Origin of the sequence: Haladaptatus sp. R4 (assembly GCF_001625445.1) — an archaeon.
Taxonomy (GTDB): domain Archaea; phylum Halobacteriota; class Halobacteria; order Halobacteriales; family Haladaptataceae; genus Haladaptatus.
Genome location: NZ_LWHG01000011.1, coordinates 505,827 through 526,780, shown reverse-complemented (window position 1 = coordinate 526,780; position 20,954 = coordinate 505,827). Strand labels below are relative to the sequence as shown.

Annotated in this window: 24 protein-coding genes and 1 pseudogene; 14 read left to right on the top strand and 11 right to left on the bottom strand. The window is 61.8% G+C overall.

Annotation, left to right across the window (positions count from 1 at the left end; all coding sequences use genetic code 11):
- The first annotated feature begins 169 nt into the window (after positions 1–169).
- The gene (locus tag A4G99_RS06325) at positions 170–1,156 is read left to right on the top strand and encodes a site-2 protease family protein (RefSeq protein ID WP_082837716.1); all 987 of its coding nucleotides are present in this window, start codon (positions 170–172) and stop codon (positions 1,154–1,156) included.
- 12 nt (positions 1,157–1,168) lie between these two features.
- Here A4G99_RS06325 and thiL read toward each other — a convergent pair whose 3' ends face one another.
- On the bottom strand, positions 1,169–2,074 hold the full coding sequence (gene thiL / locus A4G99_RS06320) for a thiamine-phosphate kinase (protein ID WP_066140852.1): 906 nt from the start codon (positions 2,072–2,074) through the stop codon (positions 1,169–1,171).
- Positions 2,075–2,176: 102 nt separating this feature from the next.
- On the opposite strand from thiL, the gene A4G99_RS06315 reads away from it, so the two are divergent.
- The 6 genes and pseudogenes from A4G99_RS06315 to A4G99_RS06290 all read left to right on the top strand — a co-directional run bounded on the left by A4G99_RS06315 (position 2,177) and on the right by A4G99_RS06290 (position 5,981).
- Positions 2,177–3,205 (top strand): lysylphosphatidylglycerol synthase transmembrane domain-containing protein, encoded by a 1,029-nt coding sequence (locus A4G99_RS06315; RefSeq protein WP_223301743.1) that lies wholly within the window; start codon positions 2,177–2,179, stop codon positions 3,203–3,205.
- A gap of 58 nt (positions 3,206–3,263) precedes the next feature.
- Entirely contained in the window at positions 3,264–3,719 is a 456-nt protein-coding gene (locus A4G99_RS06310; protein WP_066140846.1) for a 30S ribosomal protein S19e, read from the top strand.
- Between the two features lie 126 nt (positions 3,720–3,845).
- Positions 3,846–4,187, top strand: coding sequence for a DNA-binding protein (locus A4G99_RS06305; RefSeq protein WP_066140843.1), 342 nt, complete (start codon positions 3,846–3,848; stop codon positions 4,185–4,187).
- Between the two features lies 1 nt (position 4,188).
- Positions 4,189–4,787, top strand: a pseudogene (locus A4G99_RS06300) (asparagine synthase-related protein).
- Between the two features lie 135 nt (positions 4,788–4,922).
- Complete coding sequence (gene truA, locus A4G99_RS06295; RefSeq protein WP_066142394.1) at positions 4,923–5,714, top strand: tRNA pseudouridine(38-40) synthase TruA; 792 nt, start codon at positions 4,923–4,925, stop codon at positions 5,712–5,714.
- A gap of 30 nt (positions 5,715–5,744) precedes the next feature.
- Positions 5,745–5,981, top strand: coding sequence for a hypothetical protein (locus A4G99_RS06290; protein ID WP_066140840.1), 237 nt, complete (start codon positions 5,745–5,747; stop codon positions 5,979–5,981).
- Here A4G99_RS06290 and A4G99_RS06285 read toward each other — a convergent pair.
- The gene (locus A4G99_RS06285) at positions 5,978–7,312 is read right to left on the bottom strand and encodes a M28 family peptidase (protein WP_066140837.1); all 1,335 of its coding nucleotides are present in this window, start codon (positions 7,310–7,312) and stop codon (positions 5,978–5,980) included. The genes A4G99_RS06290 and A4G99_RS06285 overlap by 4 nt on opposite strands.
- A gap of 100 nt (positions 7,313–7,412) precedes the next feature.
- Between A4G99_RS06285 and pepF the strand changes: the two genes are divergently transcribed.
- The 5 genes from pepF (at position 7,413) to A4G99_RS06260 (ending at position 13,912) form a co-directional block, all read left to right on the top strand.
- Complete coding sequence (gene pepF / locus A4G99_RS06280; protein WP_066140832.1) at positions 7,413–9,203, top strand: oligoendopeptidase F; 1,791 nt, start codon at positions 7,413–7,415, stop codon at positions 9,201–9,203.
- Between the two features lie 145 nt (positions 9,204–9,348).
- Positions 9,349–10,572 carry a proteasome-activating nucleotidase gene (locus tag A4G99_RS06275; protein WP_066140829.1) on the top strand — a complete coding sequence of 408 codons (1,224 nt, stop codon included), beginning with the start codon at positions 9,349–9,351 and terminating at the stop codon, positions 10,570–10,572.
- 447 nt (positions 10,573–11,019) lie between these two features.
- Complete coding sequence (locus tag A4G99_RS06270) at positions 11,020–12,312, top strand: glucose-6-phosphate isomerase (protein ID WP_066140826.1); 1,293 nt, start codon at positions 11,020–11,022, stop codon at positions 12,310–12,312.
- A 108-nt stretch (positions 12,313–12,420) separates the two neighbouring features.
- Positions 12,421–13,113: a BGTF surface domain-containing protein gene (locus A4G99_RS06265; RefSeq protein WP_223301742.1), complete on the top strand. Its 693-nt coding sequence runs from the start codon at positions 12,421–12,423 to the stop codon at positions 13,111–13,113.
- 40 nt (positions 13,114–13,153) lie between these two features.
- Complete coding sequence (locus A4G99_RS06260) at positions 13,154–13,912, top strand: CPBP family intramembrane glutamic endopeptidase (protein WP_066140819.1); 759 nt, start codon at positions 13,154–13,156, stop codon at positions 13,910–13,912.
- Positions 13,913–13,916: 4 nt separating this feature from the next.
- Here A4G99_RS06260 and A4G99_RS06255 read toward each other — a convergent pair whose 3' ends face one another.
- A complete protein-coding gene (locus A4G99_RS06255; RefSeq protein ID WP_066140816.1) occupies positions 13,917–14,375 on the bottom strand; it encodes an NOB1 family endonuclease in 459 nt (152 codons plus the stop codon).
- Positions 14,376–14,621, bottom strand: a complete 246-nt coding sequence (locus A4G99_RS06250; protein WP_066140814.1) for a PRC-barrel domain-containing protein — start codon at positions 14,619–14,621, stop codon at positions 14,376–14,378. It abuts the gene before it with no gap.
- 159 nt (positions 14,622–14,780) lie between these two features.
- Between A4G99_RS06250 and infB the strand changes: the two genes are divergently transcribed.
- Together infB and A4G99_RS06240 are read left to right on the top strand one after the other, a co-directional pair.
- Entirely contained in the window at positions 14,781–16,586 is a 1,806-nt protein-coding gene (infB, locus tag A4G99_RS06245; RefSeq protein WP_066140811.1) for a translation initiation factor IF-2, read from the top strand.
- A 79-nt stretch (positions 16,587–16,665) separates the two neighbouring features.
- Positions 16,666–16,887 (top strand): hypothetical protein, encoded by a 222-nt coding sequence (locus A4G99_RS06240; RefSeq protein WP_223301741.1) that lies wholly within the window; start codon positions 16,666–16,668, stop codon positions 16,885–16,887.
- Here the strand turns inward: A4G99_RS06240 and A4G99_RS06235 are convergent.
- The 7 genes from A4G99_RS06235 to A4G99_RS06205 form a co-directional block, all read right to left on the bottom strand.
- On the bottom strand, positions 16,868–17,263 hold the full coding sequence (locus tag A4G99_RS06235; RefSeq protein WP_066140809.1) for a DUF5811 family protein: 396 nt from the start codon (positions 17,261–17,263) through the stop codon (positions 16,868–16,870). The two genes, A4G99_RS06240 and A4G99_RS06235, sit on opposite strands and share 20 nt — an antisense overlap.
- A 57-nt stretch (positions 17,264–17,320) precedes the next feature.
- Positions 17,321–17,794 (bottom strand): pyruvoyl-dependent arginine decarboxylase, encoded by a 474-nt coding sequence (locus A4G99_RS06230; protein WP_066140806.1) that lies wholly within the window; start codon positions 17,792–17,794, stop codon positions 17,321–17,323.
- A gap of 38 nt (positions 17,795–17,832) precedes the next feature.
- On the bottom strand, positions 17,833–18,204 hold the full coding sequence (lwrS, locus tag A4G99_RS06225; protein ID WP_066140803.1) for an LWR-salt protein: 372 nt from the start codon (positions 18,202–18,204) through the stop codon (positions 17,833–17,835).
- On the bottom strand, positions 18,204–18,479 hold the full coding sequence (locus tag A4G99_RS06220) for a 4a-hydroxytetrahydrobiopterin dehydratase (protein ID WP_066140800.1): 276 nt from the start codon (positions 18,477–18,479) through the stop codon (positions 18,204–18,206). Before A4G99_RS06220 ends, lwrS begins: the two co-directional genes overlap by 1 nt.
- A 296-nt stretch (positions 18,480–18,775) precedes the next feature.
- On the bottom strand, positions 18,776–20,071 hold the full coding sequence (gene hemA / locus A4G99_RS06215) for a glutamyl-tRNA reductase (RefSeq protein ID WP_190303703.1): 1,296 nt from the start codon (positions 20,069–20,071) through the stop codon (positions 18,776–18,778).
- Between the two features lie 112 nt (positions 20,072–20,183).
- A complete protein-coding gene (locus A4G99_RS06210; RefSeq protein ID WP_066140797.1) occupies positions 20,184–20,585 on the bottom strand; it encodes a DUF5778 family protein in 402 nt (133 codons plus the stop codon).
- Between the two features lie 115 nt (positions 20,586–20,700).
- Positions 20,701–20,895: a cold-shock protein gene (locus A4G99_RS06205; RefSeq protein WP_007976778.1), complete on the bottom strand. Its 195-nt coding sequence runs from the start codon at positions 20,893–20,895 to the stop codon at positions 20,701–20,703.
- Between the last annotated feature and the right edge of the window lie 59 nt (positions 20,896–20,954).

Sequence of the window (20,954 nt, the reverse complement as noted above, 5' to 3'; positions counted from 1 at the left end):
GGGTTTATACCTATTCGTTCCGTAGTGTGGACGAATGGCTTCAAGGGAGCCGCCAAACGCAGGACCATCGCTGGAACGGTTGCACTCGGTATTTCGGGTGTACGATGTCCGAACTGATGGCGAGCAGTTAGTTTACTATGGAGAGCCACTCGTCACTCAAGAGCACCTGATGCAGACGTTATGGCCGCTTTTCCGTGAGCAGGGGTACGAGGTCTCGCTTTCGACGCGAATGGGGGAGTACGTGCTGGTCGCCGAACCGATTCACCTCGGTCCGGACGGAATCCCGTGGAAGAACGTCGTTCTCTTCGTCGCAACCGTCCTCTCGACGCTGATAGCGGGTGCCTCGTGGTACCACGTCCATCCGTTTACTCATCCTGTGAAGGCCGTCCTGACCGCGTGGCCGTTCGCGTTCGCCGTGATGGGCGTACTGGGAACGCACGAGCTCGGCCACTACGTGATGAGCCGCTATCACGGCGTGGACGCGACGCTTCCGTACTTCATCCCGATGCCGACCCTCATCGGGACCATGGGCGCGGTCATCCGGATGAAAGGGCAGATGCCGGACCGGGAAGCGCTGTTCGACATCGGTGTCTCGGGGCCGCTCGCCGGACTCGTCGCGACGGTCATCGTCACCGCCGTCGGTCTGACGCTCGATCCAGTTACAGTTCCCCAGTCGGTGATGAACAGCGCGAACCTCGTGGAGATTCAGTTCGGCTACCCGCCGCTCCTCAAGGGAATCGCCATGGTGATGGGCCAACCGCTCACGTTCGATGATCCCGCAAAATCCGTCAACCCCGTCGTCATCGGCGGCTGGGTCGGCATGTTCGTCACGTTCCTCAACCTCATTCCGGTCGGGCAACTCGACGGTGGGCACATCGTCCGCGCGATGATCGGCGAACGTCAGGAGAGCATCGCCGCGCTCGTTCCGGCGGTCCTGTTCGGTCTCGCCGCGTACGTCTTCTACGTCCTCGACGTGAGCAACGCCACCGTTCTCTGGGTCATCTGGGGGTTCCTCTCGATGTTCTTCGCGTACGTGGGCCCCGCGACGCCCATCGACGACGGCGACCTCGACACTCGCCGGAAGATACTCGGGTTGCTCACGTTCGTGCTCGGCATCCTCTGTTTCACGCCGACGCCCATCAGAATCATCTCCTGAGTCGAGGACGCTCTACTCTCCGTCCGTCCGCCCGTGCGTGTAGCCGCGGTCGGGTAACGGTTCGCCATCGATCGTGATTTTCGAGTCCGAATCGTCCCCCCCGTCAGTGACTTCGCCGACGACCGAAATCGGCGTCGGCGCGGCCGTCCGTGCGTCAGCCAACCGCGATTCGGGAACGGTGAACACGAGTTCGAAATCCTCGCCGAAGTAGAAGCTCAAATCACGTTCGTCCCCCTCATCCGCCGCGACCTCCCGAACGCTTTCGGCGACGGGAACCGATTCGCCGTCGAGTTCGAAACCACAGCCGCTGGCTTCGGCGAGTTGATGGACCGACCGCGCGAGGCCGTCGCTCGAATCCATCATCGCGGTCGCAAACGGGGCGAGTGCGAGGCCGTCCTCGACCCGTGGCTGGAACCGGAACAGATCGTTCGCTCGCTCCACGTCACCCGCTTCGAACAGTCGAAGGGCCGCGCCGCTTCGGCCGAGCGTTCCGGTGACGCAGAGCAGGTCGCCGACGGTCGCTCCCGAACGCAAAACGGGGTCGTCGGTTCGACCGAGCACCGTCGTAGACGTGGTGAACTCCTCGAACGTGTCCAAGTCGCCGCCGACGTACCGCGCACCGACGGACTTACAGACGTCGCTCGCGCCCTCGACGAACGACTCCAGTTCCGTCGGTTCGAACTCGGGTGCCGCGTAGACGGCGACGCCAGCGACTGCGCTCGCGCCCATCGCCGCGACGTCGGAGAGGGACGCGCCGACTGCTCGCCAGCCAGCGGTGTATCGGGTCGTTCCGCCCGGGAAGTCCGTGGTCTCGTGGAGCATGTCCGTAGTCAGCACGTGTCCGTCGATGACGGCGGCGTCATCTCCCGCGTCGGGGAGCTCGCCCGCAAGTAACCGGAGCGCGGCGCGTTCGTCCATACACGTCGTTTGCTCGCGGTGAGGGAAAAAGCCGAACGGTCTTCGTTGGCTTCAAGCCACCCCCGCGTTATTAGAAATGTGATGCGTCTCGACTTGGGTGACATGCGAACGATAATCGTCGGCTTCGTAGCCGCGATTGCCGTTCTGCTCGTCATCTTTTCACTCGCTGGTATCAACGAAATTATGACGTCGCTCACGATGGCCGACGGACGAATCGTCATCGCCGTCGCCGTCGTCGCCCTAGCGTGGCTTTTCTCGTGGTCTATGTCGCTCCGTACCGTCCTCGGCGTTCTCGGGATTCGTATCTCCGTGCTGCGCGCGTTTTCGCTCTACGCCGGTGCGACGTTCGCCAACAACGTCACCCCGTTCGGACAAGCGGGCGGCGAACCGTTCGCCGCGCTGCTCATCTCGCGGACGACGAACGCCGATTACGAGTCGAGTCTCGGCGCTATCGCCAGCGTGGACTCCATCAACTTCGTCCCGTCCATCTCTTTCGCGCTCGTCGGTGTGGCCTACTACGCGACAGTGCTCACGCTCGGGCACGCCCTCGTGATGGTCGGACTCACTATCGTCGCAGTCGCCATCGCCGTTCCCATCGTCGCAATCCTCGGATGGAGGAACCGTGACCAAGTCGAGATGAAAATCGCCGACATCGTCGTGAGGGTCGTCGGCGGCTTGGCCCGGTTCGTACCGCGGCTCACGCCGACGAGCAAAGCGGCGGTAGTTCACCGCCTCCGCGGGTTTTTCGACGCTATCGAACGCGTCGCGGGGAACCGTCGTGGCCTCGCGCTTTCGATATTTTTCTCGGCGTTCGGATGGTTTCTCTCGGCGGTGTCACTCTGGCTGTCGTTCTACGCGCTCGGATACACCGTCCCGTTCGCGGCCGTTCTGTTCGTAATCCCCCTCGGAAGTATGGCCAGTATCACCCCACTTCCCGGTGGTCTCGGCGGAGTCGACGCCGTGTTGGTCATCCTGCTCGTCCCCATCGCCGGGGTCTCGGCGACGACGGCGAGCGCGGCAGCGCTGATTCACCGTGGCGCGACGTACTTCCTTCCGGTCCTCATCGGCGGTTCCACGACGGCGATGTTGGAAGCCGACAACGCGAAGACCGGCAGCGTCAGAAGCGACTGACGGTGGGTCCCTACTCCGTAACGATGGCTTTAAACGCCGTCGCAAGGAAATCTGTCCTATGACGACGCTCTACGACGTTCCGGCGGATGCGCTTATCGACGCGCTCGCCGACGACCTCGAAGAACGATTCGACCGACCGGACTGGGCAGAATTCACGAAGACGGGTGCTCAGCGCGAACTGCCTCCGGAACAGGAGAACTTCTGGCACATCCGCGCCGGAAGCCTCCTTCGCAAGGTCGCCATGAACGGCCCCATCGGTGTCGAGCGACTTTCGACCGAATACGGCGGCAGCAAGGGCGGTTCGAACCGCTACGCCGTCGCTCCGAGCCACCGATCGGACGGCAGCAAGAAGGTCATCCGAACCATCCTCCAGCAACTCGAAGAGGAAGACCTCATCCAGTCCAACGAACACCGCGGCCGCGAAATCACGGCTGACGGTCGAAGCCTTCTCGACGACACCGCCGGTGAAGTCCTCTCCGACCTCGACCGACCGGAACTCGAACGCTACGCCTGAATACGTCCGTTTTTCCGTTTTTCACCTTCTTTCGACCAGTCGTGGGTATTCGACTCCACGTCACGGCGTCCGAGAGAGAACGTCCGTAATTGTTTTTGGTCGTGCGGGGTAAACAACCGATAAGAGATGAGTGGAAATCCCGACGACGAACGATTGGAAGAGCTTCGAAAGCAGAAAATGGAAGAGCTACAGGATCAGCAACAGCAAGAAGAAGCTCAACAGCAAGCACAGCAGCAGGCGAACGCCCAGAAACAGGCGTTGCTTCGACAGTACCTGACCGACGGCGCGCGAAAGCGGCTGAACTCGGTTCGCATGAGCAAACCGCAGTTCGCGGAACAGGTCGAACAACAGATACTGGCGATCGCACAGAGCGGCCGTATCAACGGAAAAATAGACGACGCGAAGATGAAGGAGTTGCTACGCGAACTGAAGCCCGATAAGACGAGCTTCAACATCAAGCGCCGCTGAGATGGAGCTCGGACTCCTCTACAGCGGCGGCAAGGATTCGACCCTTGCCGCACTCATACTGGACGATTTCTACGACATCACCCTCGTAACGGCTCACTTCGGCGTCACGGACGATTGGAAACACGCCCGTGACACCGCCGAAGCGACCGGTTTCGACTTCGAGTCGGTCGAACTCGACCGGGAGGTCGCGGCCGAAGCCGTCGAGCGGATGGTCGAAGACGGCTATCCGCGAAACGGCATCCAACACGTCCACCTTCACGCGTTGGAAGCCGTCGCGGCGATGGGGTTCGACGCGATTGCCGACGCACGCGCCGTGACGACCGCGTGCCGACCGTCTCGCGTGCACAAGCCCAAAGCCTCGAAGACCGCCACGGTATCGACTACATCGTTCCGCTCTCCGGATTCGGCCGGGGTGCCGTCGACCGTCTCGTCGCGGCGACGCTCGACGTGGAGTCCGGGCCGAGCGACGAGATTCGGAAGGCCGACTACGAGGCCGAGCTTCGAACGCTCCTCGCCGACGGACACGGGGACGAGACCATCGCCGACGTGTTCCCCGCCCACGAACAGACCTACGTTACGGGATTCACCGGGGAACGTTAACCCCGGATTTCGAATATACTCCGAGGATACTCGATTCGAACAACGGCCCTGTTTTCCGGTACGATTTCCCAGCGAACCTCCGCAGAGGCGGTAACAACCGACGAACTAAAGGCTCGGCTCGTGTACCGACTGTCGATGCGCGCCTTTCGAGTCGCCTACGACGGTAGCCCGTTTTACGGATTCCAGCGACAGCCGGACGTCCCGACCGTCGAGGATACCCTGTTCGATTCCCTGTGTGCCCTCGGCGTCGCGGACAACGTACCGGAGGGGTACGCCGCCGCCGGAAGAACCGACGCGGGCGTGTCCGCCCTCGCACAGACGGTCGCCTTCGAGTGCCCAGAGTGGCTCTCCCCGTCGGCGTTCAACAGCGAACTCCCGGGCGAGATTCGCGTCTGGGCCAGCACGGACGTCGATCCGGCGTTTCACGCGACTCACGACGCCTACTACCGGGAGTATGTCTATCATTCTCATGCGCCACGAGCCAACCTCGGGCTGGCAAAGGAGGCATCGAGACGGCTCTCGGGCGAACACGACTTTCACAACCTGACCCCGGACACCGAGGGAACCGTCCGCGACCTCGATATCGACGTGCTCCAGGACGACGATTACCTCGTCTTCACGCTTCGCTCCAGCGGCTTCGCCAGAAACCTCGTCCGGCGGGTCGTCTCGCTGATTCACGCCGTCGCGACCGGCGAGGAGGAGATGGCGAAGATCGACCGCGTGCTCGCGTCGGAACCGCTCGACGGGAAGGAAGGCGTTCCGTGCGCACCCGCCCATCCGCTCTACCTCGCGGACGTGGGCTACGATTTCGAATTCGCGGTGGACGGCGCGGCGACGAAAAGCCTCCACGACGTGTTCGGCGACCTCCGAGTGGAACGGCGGACGAGGAGTCGCGTGGCGCGGGACATCTGTCGAACTATCGAGTAGATATATACCGAACACGCCTTTCTTTTCGGTATGGTCAATGATGGATTGCTGTGGGAAGTAACGGTAAATATCGTGCTGGGGCTGCTGGCGATGTTTTTGGGACGAACGCTCGGCGTGTTCGTGATGGGAGCGTTCGGGTTCCTCGGAACCGTCGTCTTCGCCCTCCTCGCGCTCGCATCGCTCGTCGGTGGCGTGTATCTCATCGTTCGCGGACTTGCGATACTCGTCGAAGAAATCGTTCAGGTGGAAATCACGAACCGAGCCTAGTTCCAGCCGTCGGGCCAGATACCCGCCGCTCGCATTCCCTCCTCGTACTCCTGTTCGCGGAGGTTTTCCACGATTCCGTCCGGTTCCGGACGCGGAATCTCGCCGCGCGATGCGACCTCCCGGATCAACAACGCCGCCAGCATGGCGTGTTCGCGGAGGTTGCGGTCGTCCACCTTGTCCCGCGTGTCGGCGTGCGTGTGACCCCACCCGCGTCCCCGAAGACCGGGTGCGCTGACGTCGGCTTCACTGTGGAGTTGGAGCGCCGGAACACCTGCCTTCAGGAACGGCCAGTGGTCGCTGAACGGATGCACGCCCTCCTGAATCGAGATCGGTTGGTTCGCCTCATCCGAGACGGTTTCGATCACCGAACGCATCGTCTCGGAGCCGTGCATGTACGCCAGCATGTCACGGAACCGCCCGGCACCGTCGACGTTCACGACGGCTTTCGTCCGCTCCGTATCGAGCGACTCGACCAACGCTTGTGCGCCCAGTAACCCGATCTCCTCACAGCCGACGCCCACGACCCGGACGCGCGTGTCGAGGTCCATCTTCGCGAGCACGTGGGCCGCCGCGACGACGGTAGTGATGCCACAGCCGTTGTCGAGTGCCCCCTCCGCGATGTCGTGTCCGTCCAAGTGGGCGACGACGACGACCTCTTCGTCGGTCTCGGGACCGAATTCCGCGACGGCGTTGTGACTGGTTCCCGGTTCGGTCGTCGCGTCGACGACCAGCCTCGCGGTCGCACCCGTCTCGGCGTATTCGGTCAACCACGCGCCGGTCTCCTTGCTGACGCCGACGGCGGGAAGTGCGGCTTCGTCCCCGAACGTGAGCGAACCGGTCGGCGGAAGCTGTCCTGGAACGTGGTTGTGAAAGATGAACGCCTCCGCACCCGCGGCGGCGGCGTGTCCGAACTTCTCCATTCGGTGGATGAACCGGCTTCCGTCGGGCGTCGTCGTGCTGGCGACGGCGATCTTTCCGGCCACGTCGACCGCGTCTATCTCCTCGGGCATACCGTGACCGACGTCTACCAGTTCTCCCTGCACGTCACCCGCCAGCGAGTACGGGAGCGCGATGGTCTCGAACGACCGTTCGACCGGGTCGGTGACGGCGAGTTCGGCCGACCCGCGGGTCCAACAGTTCATGTCGAACGCCTCGGTGTGTGCATTCCGTGCCCCGGCACGTTCGAACGCCTCCACGACCAGTTCCGCCGCTCGTTCCTCGCCGGGATGGCCGCCCATCCTGTTTTCGAGTTCGGTCAGTTTCGTCAGGAAGGCCCACGGGTAGTCGTCCTGCCACATTTCGCCGAGTGCGCGTGCCGTCTCGTCGGTCATACAGCCACTGCGTCGTCATCGGTTAAAAACCTCGTTTCAGCGGAAATCCCCTCATTCCGGAATATCAACGTTTACGGCGGGGCTAGTCGTAGTTCGTGGTATGAGTTCTGTTCCCGAACGGAGCGATATCGACGCCCAATACAAGTGGGATCTGGAGAGCATCTACGCGACAGACGACGAGTGGGAGGACGCCTACGAGGACGTGGAGGAGCGGTTGAGCGAACTCGAAGAGTACGAGGGACAGGTCACCGAGGACGGCGAGACGCTCCTCACGATACTTCGACTCACCGACGAACTCGGACGCGAAGTGTCGATGGTCGCCTCCTACGCTCGAATGCGAAGCGACGAGGACACGTCCAACCAGGAGTACCAAGCGCTCGCCTCGCGTGCCCAGTCGCTCGCGTCCCGTGCGGGAAGCGCGACGAGTTTCATCGAACCGGAGATACAGTCGCTCGACCGCGAGGAACTCGACCGGATGATCGCGGAAACGGACGGATTGGAGGAGTACGAACACGCGTTGGACGACACGATCCGGATGAAAGAGCACACCCGCTCGGCCGAGATCGAGAACCTGCTCGCGGAGTTCGGCGAAGTCACCGGCGCGCCGAACGAGATTTACAGCATGCTTTCGAACGCCGACATGACGTTCCCGACGGTCGAAAACCCCGACGGGGAGTCGGTCGAAATCACCCAGAGCAACTTCGTCAACCTCCTCAAAAATCAGGACCGCGAGTTCCGCCAGACCGTCTACGAGAACTATTTCGACGAGTGGAGCGACGTTCGAAACTCGGTCGGTGCGGCGTACAAAAACAGCGTCAAATCCGACGTGAAGTACGCCCGCGCCCGGAACTACGAGACCGCACGCGAGGCCGCGTTGGACGGCCCGAACGTTCCCGTCGAGGTGTACGACAACCTCCTCGATACCGTCCGTGACAACCTCGACAAACTCCACAAGCACGTGGAACTCAAACGCGAGAGTCTCGGCGTGGACGAACTGCAGATGTGGGACGTGTACATGCCGATGACGGACACCGAAAGCCCGGACCTCGATTACGACCAAGCGGTCGAGTACGTCGTGGACGCGGTGGGAGTGCTCGGTGACGACTATCAGTCGCGTGTCGCCGAGGGGATCGAGTCGCAGTGGATCGACGTGTACGAGACGAAGGACAAACGAGCGGGTGCCTACAGCGGCGGAACCTACGACACCCAGCCGTTCATCCTGATGAACTATCAGGACGACATCTCCTCGATGTACACGCTGGCACACGAACTCGGTCACTCTCTTCACTCGCAGTTGACGAGCGAGGAACAACCCTACGCGTACAGCGGGTACGAAATCTTCGTCGCCGAAGTCGCCAGCACGGTCAACGAAGCGCTGTTGACCCACCACCTCCTCGAAACGGTCGAGGACCCCGACCTCCGCCGACACATCCTGAACGAGTATCTGGAACGGTTCCGTTCGACGCTCTACCGACAGACGCTGTTCGCCGATTTCGAGCACCAAGTACACCAACTCGCGGAAAACGACGAGGCGCTCACGCCCGACAGGATCGACGGGGTGTACGGCGACCTGAAGCGCGAGTTCTACGAACCCGCCGTCGTCGACGACCGAATCGAGCGCGAATGGATGCGTATCCCGCACTTCTATCGCGCCTACTACGTCTACCAGTACAGCACGGGGATCAGCGCCGCCGTCGCGCTGGCGGACAAGATTTTGGAGGAAGGCGAACCCGCCGCGGAACGGTATCTCGACTTCCTGCGTAACGGGTCGCGCGAGTACCCGCTCGAACTGCTTCAAGGTGCGGGCGTGGATATGAGTTCGCCCGAACCCATTCAGCGCGCGCTGGACGTGTACGGCGAGCGACTGGACGAGATGGAAGAACTGCTCTAACGCGCGTCGTTTTTTCCACTCGTCAGCGCCTTTTTTGCTTTGAATTTCCCGGCAATCCGCGCCGATAGATGCAGCTATACCAACTTTGTGGATACCCCGCGACCCAAAGGCACTTTTAATGTGGCGCCTTACGAACGAATAACAAATGTCACGTAGTCCATCCGTTCCCGACCGTCCAACGCTTGAACTGGACCCGGACATGTCCGACGAGGAGCGCCTGTCGGCACTTCAAGATCATTTTACGGATATCACCAAAGTCAACGACAAACTGCGTGAGCGCGTCGATGCGGCCGCGGAGCGACACGACAACCTCTCCGAGGAAGTCGACAAACTACAGCGCGAAAACGAGATGCTGAAAACGACTTCGCTGTACGTCGCGACCGTCGAGGACGTTACCGACGACGGCATCATCATCAAACAACACGGCAACAACCAGGAAGTGCTGACCGACGTGGCGGTCCAGATGCGGTCCGATATCGAGGCAGGGGACCGCGTCGCGGTCAACGATTCGTTCACCATCCAACGGGTGTTGGACACCGAAAAGGATGCCCGTGCGCAGGCGATGGAAGTCGACGCGTCGCCGAGCGTCACCTACGAGGACATCGGTGGCATCGGCGACCAGATTCGGGAAGTCCGGGAAGCGGTCGAGGAACCGCTCGTCAACCCGGAACAGTTCGAGGAGGCCGGTATCGAACCCCCGAGCGGCGTCCTCCTCCACGGACCGCCGGGAACCGGGAAGACGATGCTGGCGAAAGCGGTCGCCAACGAAACCGACGCCACGTTCATCAAGATGGCCGGGTCGGAACTCGTCCAGAAGTTCATCGGCGAGGGTGCGAAACTCGTCCGCGACCTGTTCTCGCTCGCGGCCGAACGCGAACCCGCCGTCATCTTCATCGACGAAATCGACGCCGTCGCCTCGCGGCGGACCGACTCGAAGACATCGGGCGACGCCGAAGTCCAGCGGACGATGATGCAACTGCTCTCGGAGATGGACGGCTTCGAGGACCGTGGCAACATCCGCATCATCGCGGCGACCAACCGCTTCGACATGCTCGACAGCGCCATCCTCCGCCCCGGTCGCTTCGACCGCCTCATCGAAGTGCCCAACCCGGACGCGGAGGGCCGTCGCCGTATCCTCGAAATCCACACCCAGCGCATGAACCTCGCCGACGGCGTGGACTTCGACCGCCTGTCCGAGGAAACCGACGGCTTCAGCGGTGCGGAGATAGAGAGCCTGACCACCGAATCCGGCATGGTCGCCATCCGCGACGAGCGGACCGAAGTCACCATGGCCGACTTCGAAGACGCGCTCGAAAAGATGGAAGCCGGTGACGACACGACGGTCCCGAACCTGCGGTACGCCTACTAAGAACCCACCTTTTAACTGCCACCTTTTGCTGCGGTCGCAGACCGAAACGACGACCACTGTCGTCGTTTCGGCTGGCTCTCTGGCAAAATCTGGACCAAAACCTCGGTGCTCCCTTCGAGGCACTTCGTGCCTCTCCGGTCCGCGCCGAGTCCGTTCGCTTCGCTCACGGGAAGTAACGAGGAACCTGCGGTTGCGTCGATTGCTGTTCTCTGGCGGTTGTGTCCATTCGAGTTTCCGGTGGTTGTCTCAATTGCTGATTCTGGTGGTTGTGAAAATGCGAGATTCCGGCAGTTGTGCCAATCGCTGATTCCGGCGGTCGTGTCCGTTCGAGAAACGACGACGGTTGTCGGAACTTCCGTCCCGACGGAACGCCGACCTACCGTTCGGGAACTATTTTCTCGCCTCGAAGGGGGTGTCTTTTTTACGTCCGACGGTGGGGAATTTCGTATGCGAGTTGATCTCGGCAACGCTCTCGACAGCGTCGCCTCGCCCGGCGTCTCGCGCGACACACTGTCCCGATTGGACGACCGCGTCGCGGACGCCCACGAGCGAATCGAAACCGGACGAGCGAACGACGAACACGGCTACGCGGCCCTGAACCTTCCGGAGACGACGAATCCGGCGGAGATCCGGACCGCAGTCGAACCGTTCGCCGACGTCGAGACGGTGCTAACGGTCGGCATCGGCGGCAGCGCGCTCGGCGCGGCGACGCTCGCGCACGGACTGGAGTCGGACGTGGACGCCTACTTCCTCGACAACGTGGACCCCGAACACGTCGCGTCCCTGCTCGACGGGATTTCGCTCGCCGACACCGCGGTCAACGTCGTCTCACGGTCCGGAACGACGGCGGAGACGCTGGCGAACTTCCTCGTCGTCCGCGACGCGATGGAGTCGGCGGGCGTGGATTGGACCGAGCAGACGTTCGTCACGACGGGCGAAGAGGGGAACCTCCGCAACCTCGCCGACCGTCACGACCTGCCCGCGCTCGACGTTCCCGACGGCGTCCCGGGTCGATTTTCGATGCTCTCGACGGTCGGACTGGCGTGTGCCGCGATCCAGGGCCACGACATCGAGGCGGTCCTCGACGGCGCGCAGGCCGAGGCCGATAGATTAGGGGGGTCGCTGTTCGAGTCGCCAGCGTACGCCTACGGGGCCATCACCTACGCGCTGGACGAACGCGGCGCGGGGATCAACGCGATGATGCCCTACGCCGAATCACTGGAGACGTACGCGGAATGGTTCGCGCAACTGTGGGCCGAAAGTCTGGGGAAAGACGGCGTGGGACAGACACCGGTACGTGCACTCGGTGCGACCGACCAGCACTCACAACTCCAACTGTACCGGGCCGGACCGTCGGACAAGATGGTGACGTTCGTCCGTCCGACGGAACGGGCGGACCGTTCGATTCCCGAGACCGACCTCCCCGGTCTCGAATATCTGGGCGGGAGCAGTCTCGGAACGCTCCTGTCGGCCGAGTTCGAGGCGACCGAGGCGAGTCTCGCGGCGTCCGGGCAACCGAACGTCCGTCTGGAAATCGACCGCGTCGACGAGTACGGGCTCGGCGAACTCTGTTACTGCTTGGAAGCGGCGTGTGTCCTCGCGGGCGAACTGTACAGCGTCGAGACCTTCAACCAACCCGCCGTCGAATGGGGCAAGCGCGCCGCCCGCGGCCTTCTCGGTGGCGGCGAGTTCGAGGAGGCGGAAGCAGTCGCCGAAAAATCAAAGCTGGTTGTCGAATAACTCGCGCGTTCACAAAGCATATACCGGACCACGAATTTTCATTCGACATCAACTGCGTCGTCTCCCGGACGGCGCGTTTCCAGCATGAACAGACGAAAATCACTCTGTATGGCACTCGTGGCATTTCTCACTCTCTCGCTCGTCACGGGTGTGACAACGGCCCACGGACGGTACGCCCCCGATTCGGTGGGGAGCACGCCGTTCAGCCACGACAAAACACCGGCAAACAACAGCGCCGTTTCGATCCGGCACGGAGGGGATTCGATCTCCCTCGACGCTGCGTCCAATCAGACGATTCGCGGGAACACCACGCTCGATCCCGGGACGAAGCTCGAAGTGCAAGTCCACGCCACGAAGCAGTTCTTCATGTCCGATTCGGTGACCGTGCAACCGAACCGCAGCTTCAACGCCTCGTTCAACTTCAGCGAATACGAACCCGGCACGGAGTTCGGCGTCGCCGTCGGTTACCCACGGAACAACTCGACGGAAATCGACGTGCTGGCGACTGCCGACGGAGTCCTCCAGCGACCGGAGAAATCTGCCGCCGGTTCGACGACTACGAGGAACACGACAGCCACGATGACTTCGACGACGGCGACGACACGGACGGACGCGACGATGGCATCGACCACGTCGAGCACCACGCCGACCAACCGAGCGATAAACGACACCACCGACACGGATTCCGTGACCGAAACGATGGCGAACGAACGGACGGCGAGCGACGGTCAACCGGGATTCGGAATCGTGATCGCACTGTTCGCGCTCGTCGGAATCGGTCTCGTCCGTCGAAACGCATAGCGGTCGGAGCACATTTACTGCCCAACTCCTAGTTTTTCACATGGAAGACGGTACCGCGACGAGTTCGGGCGAGTCCTCGAACCAGCCTTCACACGCTCGGATGGTACAAGCAGTGCTCCGAAGCGGTGCCCTCGGGGCGCTTGGTCTCTTCGCTATCTCCCTCTGGGCGACCGTGCTAGTCGCTCTGGCGGGGGGAACGGGCGTCGGCGTGATGGTACAGTCCGCGCTGAGCATCGTTTCGCTCGGACTCGGAACCGGGACGATTGCGCTGGCCGTCATCGCCAAGCGTGGACTCGATTACGTCGATTTCGAGGTTCCGAGTAGGCGTGATCTCGGCTACGCCCTCGCGGGGATCGTGGCGATATTGCTACTAACGTATCTCAGTTCCGCGCTCCTGTCGCTGTTCGGGGTCCAAGAGGCGAGTCACAGCGTCGAGCAGACGGCGAAAAGCGGGAATCCAGAGATACTCCTCCTTTTCATCCCGCTCTCGTGGCTCATCATCGGGCCGTGTGAGGAACTGTTGTACCGGAACATCATTCAAAAATCGCTGTACGATACGTTTTCAGGCTACGGTGCCGTCGTCGTCGCGAGCGTGATCTTCGCGCTCGCACACGTCTTCGTGTACAGTTCGGGTTCGACGCCTGCACAACTGGGAGGGACACTCGCCACGATATTCCTCCTCTCGCTCGTGCTCGGGACGGTGTATCTCAAAACGGAGAACCTCACCGCGTCCGCGCTCGTTCACGGCACGTTCGACGCCATCGCTTTCGCCACGATATACCTCCAGTTCACGAGCTAACGAGTCAGTTCGGGTTTTTCCGCGTGAGGGGACTGCCACAGATCGGACAGCGCTCTTTCTTCTCGTCGAACTCCCGACCACAACCCGCACACTGGAACGACCAGTTTCGTTGTTCCTCGATGCCGTCCTGCGCGATGACTTCGACGGAAACGTCGAGTCGGTCGGAGACGTTCTGCATCGCGTAGTCGTCGGTGACGAGCGTTCCGTCGAGTTCGAACGCGGACGCGATGAGCCGGATGTCCGTGTCCGAGAGCACGTCCAAATCGCCCGTGTGGTCCGCCGCGCGTCGGACTTTCTCGACGGCGTCGTCTCTCGGGATGTGAATGTGCATTCCCGAACCCTCCATCGCGTCGAACCGGAAGGCGTGTTCGCCCTCCAGTTCCTCCTGAACCATCGGAATTGACGCGGTCTGTTGGGTGGTGTGGTACTCGTTGATAAACGCTGAGGAATCTAGGATGTACATTTACCGCTGAACGACGATGTAATCTTTGACCGCCTGCACTCGGTTTACGGGCAGTTCGAAATGACCGTCCTCGTTCATGTCGAGGTTCACGGTGTCGGTGTCGAGCTGTTCGTCGGGTTCGACGACGAGACTCGACAGCCCCCCCGTCTTCAGGTTCATGGTGATGTTGTAGAGCATTCCCAGTTCCGTACCGTCAGAACCCATGACGGCCTTCCCCGAGAGGTTTTCAGCGAGTATGCTCGGCATACGAGGTGATTACCGAGCGCTACTACATAAACTCCACGGGGAGGACTTGCTTCCCGACGAATTCCGATGAATGGAGTTCGAAGGCCGCACAGGCGTGGCGATGGAGTTAAATGCCGTGCGGGGCTGTTCTGTGATAAGAACTTCTCCCGGGTGGTAGGTATGTCGGACACAGATACACACGAAACGGAAACTCAATCCCTCAGGACTCCCATCGTCGCAGTCCTCGGTCACGTCGACCACGGCAAGACCAGCCTGCTCGACAAGATTCGAGGCTCGACGGTCATCGAGGGTGAGGCGGGAGCGATTACACAACACATCGGCGCGACGGCCGTGCCACTCGACGTGGTGTCGAAAGTCGCCGGGAAACTGGTCAACCCGGACGACTTCGACCTGCCGGGGCTACTGTTCATCGACACCCCGGGACACCACTCGTTCACGACCCTTCGGTCACGTGGCGGCGCGCTCGCGGACATCGCCATCCTCGTCGTGGACGTCAACGACGGCTTTCAGCCACAGACCGAGGAGGCCATCAACATCCTCAAACAGTCACAGACGCCGTTCGTCGTCGCGGCGAACAAAATCGACACGACGCCGGGGTGGAACCCCCAAACCGATGCGCCGGTGCAGCAGACGTACGAGGCCCAAAGCGACCGTGCGCGCTCGACCCTCGACGGAAGCCTCTACGAACTGATCGGCGAACTCAGCGACGCGGGCTTTTCGGCCGACCTCTACTGGCGCGTGCAGAACTTCCAGAACAACATCGGCGTCGTCCCCGTCAGTGCGGAAACGGGCGAAGGCGTCCCGGACGTACTCACGGTGTTGATGGGGCTGGCCCAGCGCTACATGCGCGAGGACATGGAAATCGACGTGGGCGGACCGGGTGCCGGAACCGTCCTCGAAGTCAAGGAAGAGAAAGGGTTCGGGACCACCATCGACGTGGTCTTGTACGACGGTACTATCCACGCCGACGAAACCATCGTCGTCGGTGGGAAGAACGAACCCATCGTGACGGACGTTCGTGCCTTGTTGAAGCCGCGACCGCTCGCCGAAATCCGAACCGAGGACAGATTCGAGAAGGTCGATTCCATCGCGGCGGCATCGGGTGTGAAAATCGCCGCACCCGACCTCGACGACGCGATGGCCGGAGCACCGGTCAGGGTCGTCCGTGACCGTGAAATCGACGACGTCATCGCCGAGGTACAAGCCGAATTGGCGGAGGTCGAAGTCGGGACGCAGGAGGAGGGAATCACGGTGAAAGCCGATACCCTCGGAAGCCTCGAAGCCATCGTGAGCACGCTCGAAGAGCAAGAGATTCCCGTCATGCGTGCGGAAGTCGGCGACGTCGCTCCGCGCGATATTCGCTTTGCGACGACCGCCGACGAGCCGAAACACCGGACGATTCTGGCGTTCAACGTGGACACGCTCGCCGAGGCCGCGGACGAAGCCGACCAGCGGGACGTTCGGATGTTCGACAGCGACGTGATCTACCAACTCATCGAGGAGTACGAGGAGTACGTGGACGAGATGGAGCGTGCCCAACAACAGACCGTCCTCGACAACATCACCCGCCCGGCCCGCTTCCGCATCCTCGAAGACCACGTCTTCCGACAGAACGACCCCGCCGTCGTCGGCGTGGAAGTCATGTCGGGGACCGTACGGAACAACTCCTTCGTCGCCAAGTTCGAAGCCAACGAGCCGAAACGCGTCGGTAGCATCAAAGGCATCCAAGAACAGGGCGAGGACGTGGACGAAGCGCGCGCCGGAAGCCGAGTCAGCGTCGCCATCGACGGGCCGACCGTCGGCAGGCAGATAGACGAGGGCGACGAGTTGTGGATCGAACTTCCCGAGAAACACGCCAAGATTTTGGAACAGGAACTCTCGGACGACATCCCGGCCGACGAACTCGAAGCGTTGCAGATGTACCTCGACAAACAGCGAAAGCGCGATCCGTTCTGGGGCAAGTAAGGGTTCAACACGGCCGATTTCGTCCAAAGAGTTACGTTTTAGTTTTCGGCAGTAATACACTCTCCCGGAGGGATGCATAGTGAGTATACAGGAAAAGTTCCAGAGTCGTATCGCTCGCTGGTCGATTTCGTACTACGACATCGTTCTGTTCGCCTTGCCGGTCGTGTTGCTCGTCGGAGCGGTCGCTGAAGTCCTCCTTCCGGTTCCGTCTCACGCAGGAATAACTGCTGCAGGAATCGTGTCGGCGCTCGTGCTCGGCGACGCGATGTTCAACCGGCCGCCTAGCGGGCGGTCGGTGTGACTTGGTCCTCGATGGCCTGTTTCACTTGCAGCGCGGCACTGGCCGCGAGGCCGCGAGCGACTTCGTCGCGTTCTTCCTCGCCGATGAGTTCTTCGTCGTCGAGTTCGTCTCGTTCCGGTTCGAACCCGGCGCTGACGATGTGACCGACGGGCGGTTGCACCGACACCGACGCCTGCGGCCCGGTCATACTGTTCGTCACCTGCGAGCCGATGATGTACTCTTCGGGGAGATATTTACGGGTCAAAGTGGCGATATCGGAGACGCTGTCCCGCAGAAGGCGGCGCTGTTTTGGAGTGAGTTCTTCGACATCCACGGACGCACGCTGTCCGGCCTGCGTCACGTCGGGAATGCCAGCGTAGGGAGTATTTCCATTCATGCGGTCAACTACCCTCTGATAAGTTAGAGCACGGTATAAACCCGTCGCCCCCGGAAACTAACAAATCGGCTCGCTCCGTCCGTACACCGCGAGAACGACGGCGGTGACGTACGTCCCCGATTCGGCGTCCGCGGTGACGACCTTCGTCGTCTCGTTGGAGAACTCCCAGTCGCGCAGGGCACGGCCCGCTTCCAATCCGGCGCGGACCCGTTCCTCGATTTCCGTCGCGTCGGTGTCGCCGGACGCCTCGTAGAACAGTCCTGCACCGTCGCTTTCGCTCCATCCGAGTCCGGCGGAGACGTGACCCGGACCCGGGCGCGTCGCCCGCGCTTCCACGACGGTCAGACGGTTTCCGGCAGGGCCGAGGTCGGGCGCGGTTCCGACCGCTTCGACCGGCGTGTCGGCGGGGATGACCGACGACACCGAGACGAGATTGTAGTTGTGGACGTTGGCTTCGGCCAGTGCGGCGTCGTACGACGACATCTTCGTCGGTCCGCTCGCGGTTCCCCAGACGACCCGAATCGTGCTCATGGTCGGTGGTCGGTCCGTCGCGGGAAAGGGTCTGTCGATTAGCGTTCGACTTCGACCGAACTCCCGAGGTATTTCGATATCACTTCCGACACCGAATCCGCCTTGAACGTCGCCAAATCCGCCGCGATTTCCGCCTTTAGCGCGTCGTAGTACTCCTCGTCGGTTTCGAAGGCGCGGTACTCGACGCTCGTCACGGGGACGCCGAGCGCCTCGCTCGTCAACTTCCTGAAGTAGCGTTCGTCGCCGACGTCCCCCCGCCAGAGGTTGTCCCGGAAGAACCGCCACCCGTCCTCACCGGGCGGGTCGGCACGACGAAAGAGCCGCGTTTCGAACTCTTGGGGTTCGAGCGAGACTCCAGAAACGTCCGGTTCGAGGCGGAACCGAACCGCGAACACGTAACGCGCGTCCATCAACGCAGGTCGTCGAAGCGCTCGGCCATCTCGACGTCTTGATCCGTAATTCCACCCTCCTCGTGGCTGGTCAACCGAACCTCGACTTCCTTGTAGCCGATTATCATCTCGGGATGATGGAACTCCTCCTCGGCGACCTCCCCGACTTCGGATGCGAACGCGACGCCGTCCAAGTAGTCGTCGAACTCGTAGGTGCGAACGATTTCGTCACCGTCACGCTCCCAGTCGCTCGGTTTTCGATTCTCCACCTCGTCATCCGAGAGCAAGCTTGCCATACGTCGCCTCACGGCAGGGGTGTAAATAAAGCCACTCGCCCACCTTTTGCTGCGGGAGCGCGGCGTCGCCGCGCTCCCTGGCAAAATCTGGACCAAAAGCCTTCCTCACCCCACTTCGGGGGTTCGTCGGCCCGGAAAATCGGAGATTTTCCGGAGAGATGCTAGTGATTAGCGGTTGTGTAGTCGGCCGATTCTAGTGGTTGTGTCACCGGCCGTTTCCGGCGGTTGTGTCGCCTGCTGATTCGAGAGAAAAAATCCTCTGTGCGTTTCCGGCGGCTGTGAAAACCCGCGATACTTCAGTCGTCGGCCGTCGATTCGAGGTGTTCGGTGACGAACGCGGGCGCTTCGTCGCGGAACTCGGGGTCGAACAGTTGGAGCGCGGTGTTGATGGTCGTCCAGTCGTCGTTCGCGGCGGCGTCGCGGAGGCTTTTCGTTGGGGGTGCGAGCATCTGGGAGATCAGCGCGTCGGCCATCGATTCCACGATGGCCCGTTGCTCCTCGTCCAATCCTTTGGCTTCGAGGCGCGAGAGCGCGGTCTGCAGTTCGCGCTCCTTGACCCGTTCTGCACCCTCGTACATCCCGGCGATGACCTCGTCGGCCCGCTTTCGTTTGTACTGTTCGAGCAGGTTCTCGAACTCACGGTCAACCATCGCCTCGACCGATTCGGCGGCGGCGCGTCGTCGCGCGCGGGTCTCGTCCGTCACGGATTCGAGCGCCTGCATATCGTGGACGGTGATTCCGTCGAGTGCCGAGACGGCCGGGGACACGTCACGTGGTTGGGCGATGTCCACGACCAAGGTCTCGCCACAGTCGTCGAGCAGGGTCGCGTCGAGGACGTGTCCGTCGCTTCCGGTCGCGGTGACGACGACGTCCGCGTGCGACAGGCAGGCCGGGAGCGCGTCCAATCCGACGGCGCGGGTATCTGTCAGGTTCACGGCTTCGGCAACGGTTTCGGCGCGTTCGATCGAGCGGTTGGCGACGATGAGCGTCTCGACGTCCGAATCGGCGAAGGCGTGGGCCGCAATGGTCCCCATCTCGCCCGCGCCGACGACGAGAGCGGTCGCGTCGTCCAATCCCGACTGGTCGGTTGCGAGCGCCACGGCGGCACTGCCGACCGAGACGACCCCTTCGTTGATCGCCGTCTCGGTCCGGGCGCGTTCGCCGACGTGAAGCGCCTTCGTCAGCGCCTCCTCCAACGTCGGGCCGACCGCACCGATGGTCTGTGCCGAGGTGTAGGCGTCGCGCACCTGCCCGATGATCTGGTCCTCGCCGAGGACGAGCGATTCCAATCCCGCGGCGACGCGGAGGAGGTGTCGAAGGCTCTCCTCGTGGCTCATCTCGACGGCCATCTCGTTCACCCCGGGAACGAAATCGGCGAGCACCGCTCGGCCCGTCGCCGGTGCGCCGGTGACGACGTACGCCTCGAATCGGTTGCACGTCTGCAACACGAACGCCTCCGATACCTCGGATTGCGCGGCGAGCGCAGCGACGGTGTCCTGCTGGTCGTCGTGGCAGGCAGCCGCCACGTCATCGAGGCTGGCCCGGTCGTGGGAGATGCGGATACCAGAGATGACGCCGGTACTCGGTGTCACTGGTTCTGCCCCCGGTGAATAGAAGATACACAGTTCATACGAAACACTCCGACGGTCTTATCACGTGATTAGAAAGGAACGTACGTAAAGCCTTCTAAGTCGGCACGAATATCTACCCTTCGACGCCCGTGACTTCGAAACCGAGGTTGCGGATGCCCGCCAGGATCGCCTCCTGGTCGGCGCTCGCCTCGTAGTAGAACACCATATCGAACGTGCCGTTCCGAAGCAGTTGTTGGCACTCCCAGACGAACTCCTCGCCGTCGAGGGTGAGCCCTTGGTGCTGGTTCGACGCGAAGTCCGTGTCGTCGGTCCCGGAGTAGACGTAGGTGTCGCGCGGGTCGTGACCCGCGTGTTCCGCGATGACGTCACCGATATCCACCGACGCTTGGTGCATCTCGATGTCCTCGTCGCTACCGAGGTCGGTGTGAACGATAGCCCCGTTGAGTTGTATCTCTCCGGGTTCGAGCAGTTTCAGTGTCCGCTGATACAGGTCATCGTCGATGGCACTGTCCATATTCACGGATACGCGTCCCGGGTTATACGGCCTACGGTTGTCACCGTGGCTCAAAAATCGTTGTTTTCGCGCGGCAGCGTCAACTCCCGCGAGAATCAGTTACTACTGATGCCGTTTACAGGCGCTGGACGTTCGTCGCGCGCGGTCCTTTGTCAGCCTGTTCGATGTCGAATTCGACTTCTTGCCCCTCTTCGAGGTCAGGGCCACCGACGTCTTCCATGTGGAAGAAAACGTCTTCGTCAGAGTCCTCTGTGTCGATAAAGCCGTAGCCACCGGTGTCGTTGAAGAAGTCAACCGTACCTTTCGCCATTGCGTTTTACCAAAGTAATTCCATACTTAAAAAGCTATGCAACTGCCAATGAGATGAGT